Annotated in this window: 4 protein-coding genes; all 4 read right to left on the bottom strand. The window is 57.2% G+C overall.

Going from position 1 to position 6,000, the window contains the following annotated elements; all coding sequences use genetic code 11:
• Window positions 1–520 (bottom strand): RCC1 domain-containing protein (locus tag KJQ12_RS14740; protein WP_425315982.1); only part of this gene is annotated, 520 nt, incomplete at its 3' end.
• Window positions 521–690: 170 nt separating this feature from the next.
• The gene (locus KJQ12_RS14735; RefSeq protein ID WP_213485464.1) at window positions 691–3,252 is read right to left on the bottom strand and encodes a winged helix-turn-helix domain-containing protein; all 2,562 of its coding nucleotides are present in this window, start codon (window positions 3,250–3,252) and stop codon (window positions 691–693) included.
• Between the two features lie 189 nt (window positions 3,253–3,441).
• The gene (gene rlmD / locus KJQ12_RS14730) at window positions 3,442–4,914 is read right to left on the bottom strand and encodes a 23S rRNA (uracil(1939)-C(5))-methyltransferase RlmD (RefSeq protein ID WP_244860630.1); all 1,473 of its coding nucleotides are present in this window, start codon (window positions 4,912–4,914) and stop codon (window positions 3,442–3,444) included.
• Between the two features lie 62 nt (window positions 4,915–4,976).
• Window positions 4,977–5,939: a diacylglycerol kinase gene (locus tag KJQ12_RS14725; RefSeq protein ID WP_213485462.1), complete on the bottom strand. Its 963-nt coding sequence runs from the start codon at window positions 5,937–5,939 to the stop codon at window positions 4,977–4,979.
• Window positions 5,940–6,000: the final 61 nt, after the last annotated feature.

Below are 6,000 nucleotides of genomic sequence, written 5' to 3'. Positions count from 1 at the left end.
TTTTCTTTGGCGCGAGTTGATTGGCCGTATCGCCATGTCCTAATTGGCCAGACATACCGTTTCCAAACGAGTATACGTCGCCTGACTTCGTTAAAGCAAGGGAATGGAAATCGCCAGCCGCAATCGCTTGAATGTCTGACAAACCTTCGATTTTCTTCGGCTCGAGTTGACTATCTGTATCGCCATGGCCTAATCGGCCAAACAGCCCAAATCCAAACGAGTACACATCTCCTGACTTCGTTAAAGCAAGGGAATGATTAGTCCCGGCAGCGATCGCCTGAATGTCCGACAAACCTTCGATTTTCTTTGGCGCGAGTTGATTGGCCGTATCGCCATGTCCTAATTGGCCAGACATACCCATTCCGAACGAAAATACGCTGACCAAGTTTGCATTTGTCTCTGATTCTTGAGCCAAAGCTGACGCTGGTATAACCAGCAGCGATTGAAACAGATTGAGCAAGAGCATGGCAATCAGCCATGGAGATAAACGCTTTATCGGGGACTTCATGGAATTCAGCATTCCTGCCAGCCTCCTTCCGCTCATAACCTGCATCGTCATTCTCGTACCCTTTTTTATACTTTCATAGTGTACAAACTTTCTCTTCATCTGTGATCAACCCTGACCGGCACACAAGATCACGAAGGTTGAGCAGGGAGGTGGAGATGATTTTTGCAAAAAAAAAGAACGAATCAGAACAACTGCAGTGTTCTGGCACGTTCCAAGGCTTGCAAGCGGTTTTTGGTCTGCAATTTGCCGTAGATATTGTTAATGTGTGTTTTTACGGTCGCCAGGGATACATTCAGTTTGAGCGCGATTTCTTTATTGGACATCCCGGTTTCCATCAGTCGAAGCACGCTCTGTTCTCTGGCCGTCAAAGCAACCGGCGTTCCGGCATGGGGAATGCCTGCTTTCCCATCGGCTTGCGGGATCAGTCTTCGCAGTCGTTTCACATAGGATAAAGGCACCTTATGAGCGGGGCGGTAATGCTGATTTTGCCGCAATCGGATATATTGATCCAACAATTGCCCGAGGGGTGCCCCTTCGTCGACAAAGGTTCGGATATACCCTTCCGGCCGCGCCAATGCCAGCGCTTCTTCCAATACGTCCATGGAGTCGGGAATCTTTCCTTGCAGGGACAGGATCCTGCTCTTGTGAACGAGCAGACGGATTCGGTCGCTTTGCCGTCCGGCTTTGATCGACAGCTGGAGCAGGCGCTCCGTCAAAGCTGCGGCTTCTTCTGTTTTTCCCTGCTCTGCCAATATGGCAGCCAGCAAACCATATTCCTTGATCATCGATACCGGAATTTCGTCAGAACTGCGCAAGCCGCTCTTTCTCAGCCATTGTCTCACCGGTTTCTCTTCCCTTTGCATCCTGCCCAGCATGGCGCGAAACGAGGCGATTTTCCCGGACAAACGCGAATTCGCCGTCTTGGACGTGAGTTGGGCTGACTCGCGCAAGATTTGATTTGACGTCTTCTCATCTCCTTGCACGGCGGCAATGCGGGCGAGCCATAGCGCCGCGATGGTCGCCAGGCTTCGATGATCATGCATTCTTCCAATCTCATAAGCTTGGCGCATCACCTTCTCCGCATCGACCAAGCGATTTCGTTCGTACTGCATTTTCCCCAAGTCGATATAGAGATGCGCGACAAAATATTGATTTCGGGTTCCGGACCAAATCGAGAGCAAGGGAGTCAGCACCTGTTCCGCCAGCAGAAGGCTGTCATCCGACACGTAGATGTCCAACACCGGATGATAACCGTCCCGGTCGCTCCCGAACCCGATGAAAAGATCGCCTTCCGCATGTTTCTCGACATACGCCTTGGAGAATTGAACCGCATCTTCAAAGTCGCGATCCAAAAACGTGCGAAATGCGGCCAGAAAAGCAAGTCCGGCACGTAAGATTTCGACTGCCGGAGGAGGCAGGGAGGATGGGTCTTCATCCAACCTGCGAAGCGTTCTCCAATACCCGTCTGTAGCCGCTTCGACATGCCCGGACATGTACTGGGCGGCCAGTTTTGTCAGCAGCATCATCGGCCGGGTAAATAACAGTGTGTCGGGAATTTCATTCAACCACGTGCTAAGCGTCGTCCATTCCTTGTCCATCAGTCCCTGCGATAATTGCTCTATTAATGAAAGCGCTTGTTCGTGACCGGCGGCCTTAAGGTAATGATCCACCGCTTCATGCGCATAACCGTTGTGTTCAAGCCATGTTCCCGCTGCCATATGACAGGTTTTCCATTTCTTCGGCTCGCGCATTTTCAACTGCGCCGTCAAAAATTGCCGGAACAGATGATGATACCTGTACCACTCCCGCCGCTCGTCCAACGCAGCAAGAAACAGGTTTCCCTTGTCCAATTGCTGCAGATACGCATGACTTTCGGCGATACCGGTCACCGCTTGACAAAGTTCGCCCGTCATCCGGTCCAAAATCGAGGTATAGAGTAAAAAGTGCTGCATCGTTTCGGATTGTCGGGCGAACACCTCTTCAAAGAAATAATCCGAGATATCACGTTCCGTTCCGGTCAACTTACAGATCAGGGATGCGGGATCGGCATGTTCGTGCAAAGACAAGACCGCCAGCCGCATCGCCGCTGCCCATCCCTCCGTCTTTTTTTGTACGGCAGCCGCGTCTTCATCGGATAATTGCAGACCGCCGCACTTCGCAAAAAATTCGGTCGTTTCGTCCGGCACAAACCGGAGATCGCTCGCATCCAACCCGATCAACCTGTTTTCTGCCCGCAGTTTGGACAGAGGAAGCGATGGATCATTCCGGCTTGCAAGATAAAGATGGACATGTGACGGCATGCGTTCCAGCAGATAAGCAACGCCCTTCAAGATTGACGCTTCTTCGATATGATGAAAGTCGTCCCAAACGAGCACCGTCGTTTGCGGAATGCGATGCAGCCCGTTGACGAGCGCGGCAATCAGCGACTCGCCCGATGGATCTTCCGCGGCATGACGAAGCACGTTCTGCTGGTCGAAGGACGGATAAGCTTGTTTTAACGCTGCAAGGGTGTGTGTCCAGAAGCGCATGCGATCATTATCCCCATGATCCAGCGAGACCCAGGCGACGGGATTATCCAGCGTCATCACCCACTCGCCGAGCAAAGTCGTTTTGCCATACCCGGCTGGAGCCGTGATCAACGTAAGCGTGCGATCCAGCCCTTCATGCAAACGCCGGGAGAGACGGGGACGCGCAACAAGCGTGCTTCGCGATCGAGGAATATGAAGTTTCGTGGCGATGATCATGGTTTGCCCCCTCCCTTTGAATCGAATCATGGGGATTGAACATTTTCCTTACTATATTACCAGAAAACTTCCCGACGACCCTAACCGGCCTTCGACATAAATAAACCCGGAAACTGAACCTGTACCGGTCCAATTTCCGGGTTTCACGATGGACTAGGGACAGACAGGCTGCCGGCTGCCGCATCTCAGTCATTCTTTCCGAACCAACAATACGACCGACTCCACATGCCCCGTATGCGGGAACATGTCCACCGGCTGCACCTCCATCGTGCGGAAGCCGCCCGCTTCGAGCACGGCAAGATCGCGCGCCAGCGTCGCCGGGTTGCACGACACGTACACGACCCGCTTCGGCCGCATCCGCACGATCGTGTCGAGCAGCTTCGCATCGCAACCTTTGCGCGGCGGGTCGACGACAATCACATCCGCCGCGATGCCTGCCTCGCGCCAGCGCGGGATCACCTCTTCCGCGAGCCCGACCTCGAACGAGGCGTTCGCGATCCCGTTCAGCGCCGCGTTGCGCCGCGCATCCTCAACCGCCTCCGGCACCGACTCGACGCCGTACACCTTGCCCGCGCGACGCGCCAGGAACAGCGAGATCGTGCCGATGCCGCAGTACGCGTCAATGACCGTCTCGCGCCCCGTCAAGCCCGCGTATTCGACCGCCTTCCGGTACAGCGCCACCGTCTGCGCCGGGTTCACCTGGTAGAACGAGCGCGCCGAGATCGCAAAGCGCAAACCGTCCAGCTCGTCGTAGATGACATCGCTTCCCCACAGCACCCGCGTCTCGTCGCCGAAAATCACGTTCGTGTTCCGCGTGTTCACGTTTTGCACGATGCTGCGCACATCCGGAAGCGCGCGCCGGATGCCTTCGACCAGCTCGTCCACGCGCGGGATGCGCGTCCCGTTCGTGACAAGACACACCATCGTCTCGCCGGTCACAAAACCGGTCCGCACGACGACATGCCTGAGCAGCCCGCGGCCGGTCGTCTCGTCATACGCGCGGATGCCGAGCCGCGTCCCAATACGCTTCACCACGCGCACCGACTCGTCGTTCCGCTCGTGCTGGATGACGCACGCGTCCATGTCGATGATGCGGTGCGATCCCCGCGCATAGAACCCGCCGATCAGCGAACCCGCCGCGCCGTCGGCCATATCGGCCTGCGCCATGCCGATCGGCACCTGCGCCTTGTTCCGGTAGCGCCACGGCTCGTCCATCCCGATCGTCGGATGCACGACAACGCCATCCGCAACGACGCCGCCGGCCCCGCCTGCATCGCCCGCAGCCTCCGCCGCACCGGCCGCATCCGCCACCCGCAGCTTCCCGATCCGCGTCAGGCTGTCGATCACATGCTGCCGCTTCCACGCAAGCTGCGCCGCATAATCCATATGCTGCAGCTGACACCCGCCGCACTGCCGATAGATCGGACACGGCGCCTCCACGCGGTCGGGGCTGGCCTGAAGCAGCTCCAGCATTTTGGCGTAGCCGTACTGCTTCTTCACCTTCAGCACCTTCGCCCGCACCCGTTCGCCCGGCAGCGCGCCCTGCACGAACAGGGTGAATCCGTCCGCCCGCCCCACGCCTTCGCCGTCCTGCGTCAGACCGATGATGTCGAGCGTTACTTCGTCGTTTTTTCTCACCGGCACATCCGTCGTTGTTCTCACTGCCTGACCCCATTCCGCTTCACTTGATAACATCAAGAAAATAACGTCAAGCGGCCGCCGCGTCACAACTGCGTGCCCGCGATCAGCCGCTTGCGATAAGACGCAATGCCCTGCTCATCCACGAAAATCTCGAGATACCCCTTCAACGCCGTGAACGTGCACGGCAACGTGCCGCCGTACTCGCCGTCCAGGTTGAGCTGCACGTGATCCTCCGTCGTCACCTTGATATGCCGCGACCGGAAATGCATGATGAGCGGATCGTTCAAATGCTCGCCCCTGAGCGCCAGCGTCGCCACCCGGAGGAACTCGGCGAGATTGCATTTCTTCAGAATGATGACCTCGAACAGCCCGTCGTCGATGCTCGCATCCGGCGCCAGCCGCTCGAACCCGCCGACCGAATTGCTGTTGCAGATCAGGAACAGCATGATCTTCTCGTGGATCTCGCCGACGCCTTCCGCCTCGATCCGCACCTTGGTCGGCCGGAAGTTCACCATTTTCTCGATGCCTTTCATATAATAGGCGAGCTGCCCGATCATCGTCTTCAGCTTGCTCGGCACCTCGTAGGACAGCTCCGTCAGCGAACCGCCGCCGGCGATATTGATGAAATACCGGTCGTTCGCCTGCCCGAGGTCGATCGTCCGCTTGTACTGGGCGACGATCAGGTCGACCGCGTATTCCCAGTGCTTCGGGATGCCGACCGCCCGCGCGAAATCGTTCGTCGTCCCGAGCGGCAGGATGCCGAGCGGCGGCCGTTTCTCATGGCGCGCCATCCCGTTGATCACTTCGTACAGCGTCCCGTCGCCGCCCGCGGCGATGATCATGTCGAAGCCGCGCTCGATCGCCTCCGAAGCCGCAACCGTCGCGTCCCCTTCGCCGGTCGTCGCGTGGCAGCTCGTCTCGATGCCGCCCCGCTCGAGCCGTTGCAGAATGTCCGGCAGCCTTCGTCTGATCTCTTCGCGGCCGGACGTCGGACTATAAATGAGTCTAGCCCTTTTGACTGCCAAGCCAACCCCCGCCTCATCCATGGCATCGGCCGGTAGGCCGCTTCCACCATTGTAGCCGGATTCGGCGTCCGTTTCCAGTTAA

It is taken from the genome of Thermobacillus xylanilyticus (genome assembly GCF_907165215.1).
GTDB lineage: Bacteria > Bacillota > Bacilli > Paenibacillales > Paenibacillaceae > Thermobacillus > Thermobacillus xylanilyticus.
This window is presented reverse-complemented; position numbering and strand designations above follow the sequence as displayed.

What these genes read in the sequence shown, in the direction of transcription:
- KJQ12_RS14735 (WP_213485464.1), bottom strand. Translation starts at nt 3,252, where the DNA reads ATGATCATCGCCACGAAACTTCATATTCCTCGATCGCGAAGCACGCTT.
- KJQ12_RS14725 (WP_213485462.1), bottom strand. Translation starts at nt 5,939, where the DNA reads ATGGATGAGGCGGGGGTTGGCTTGGCAGTCAAAAGGGCTAGACTCATT.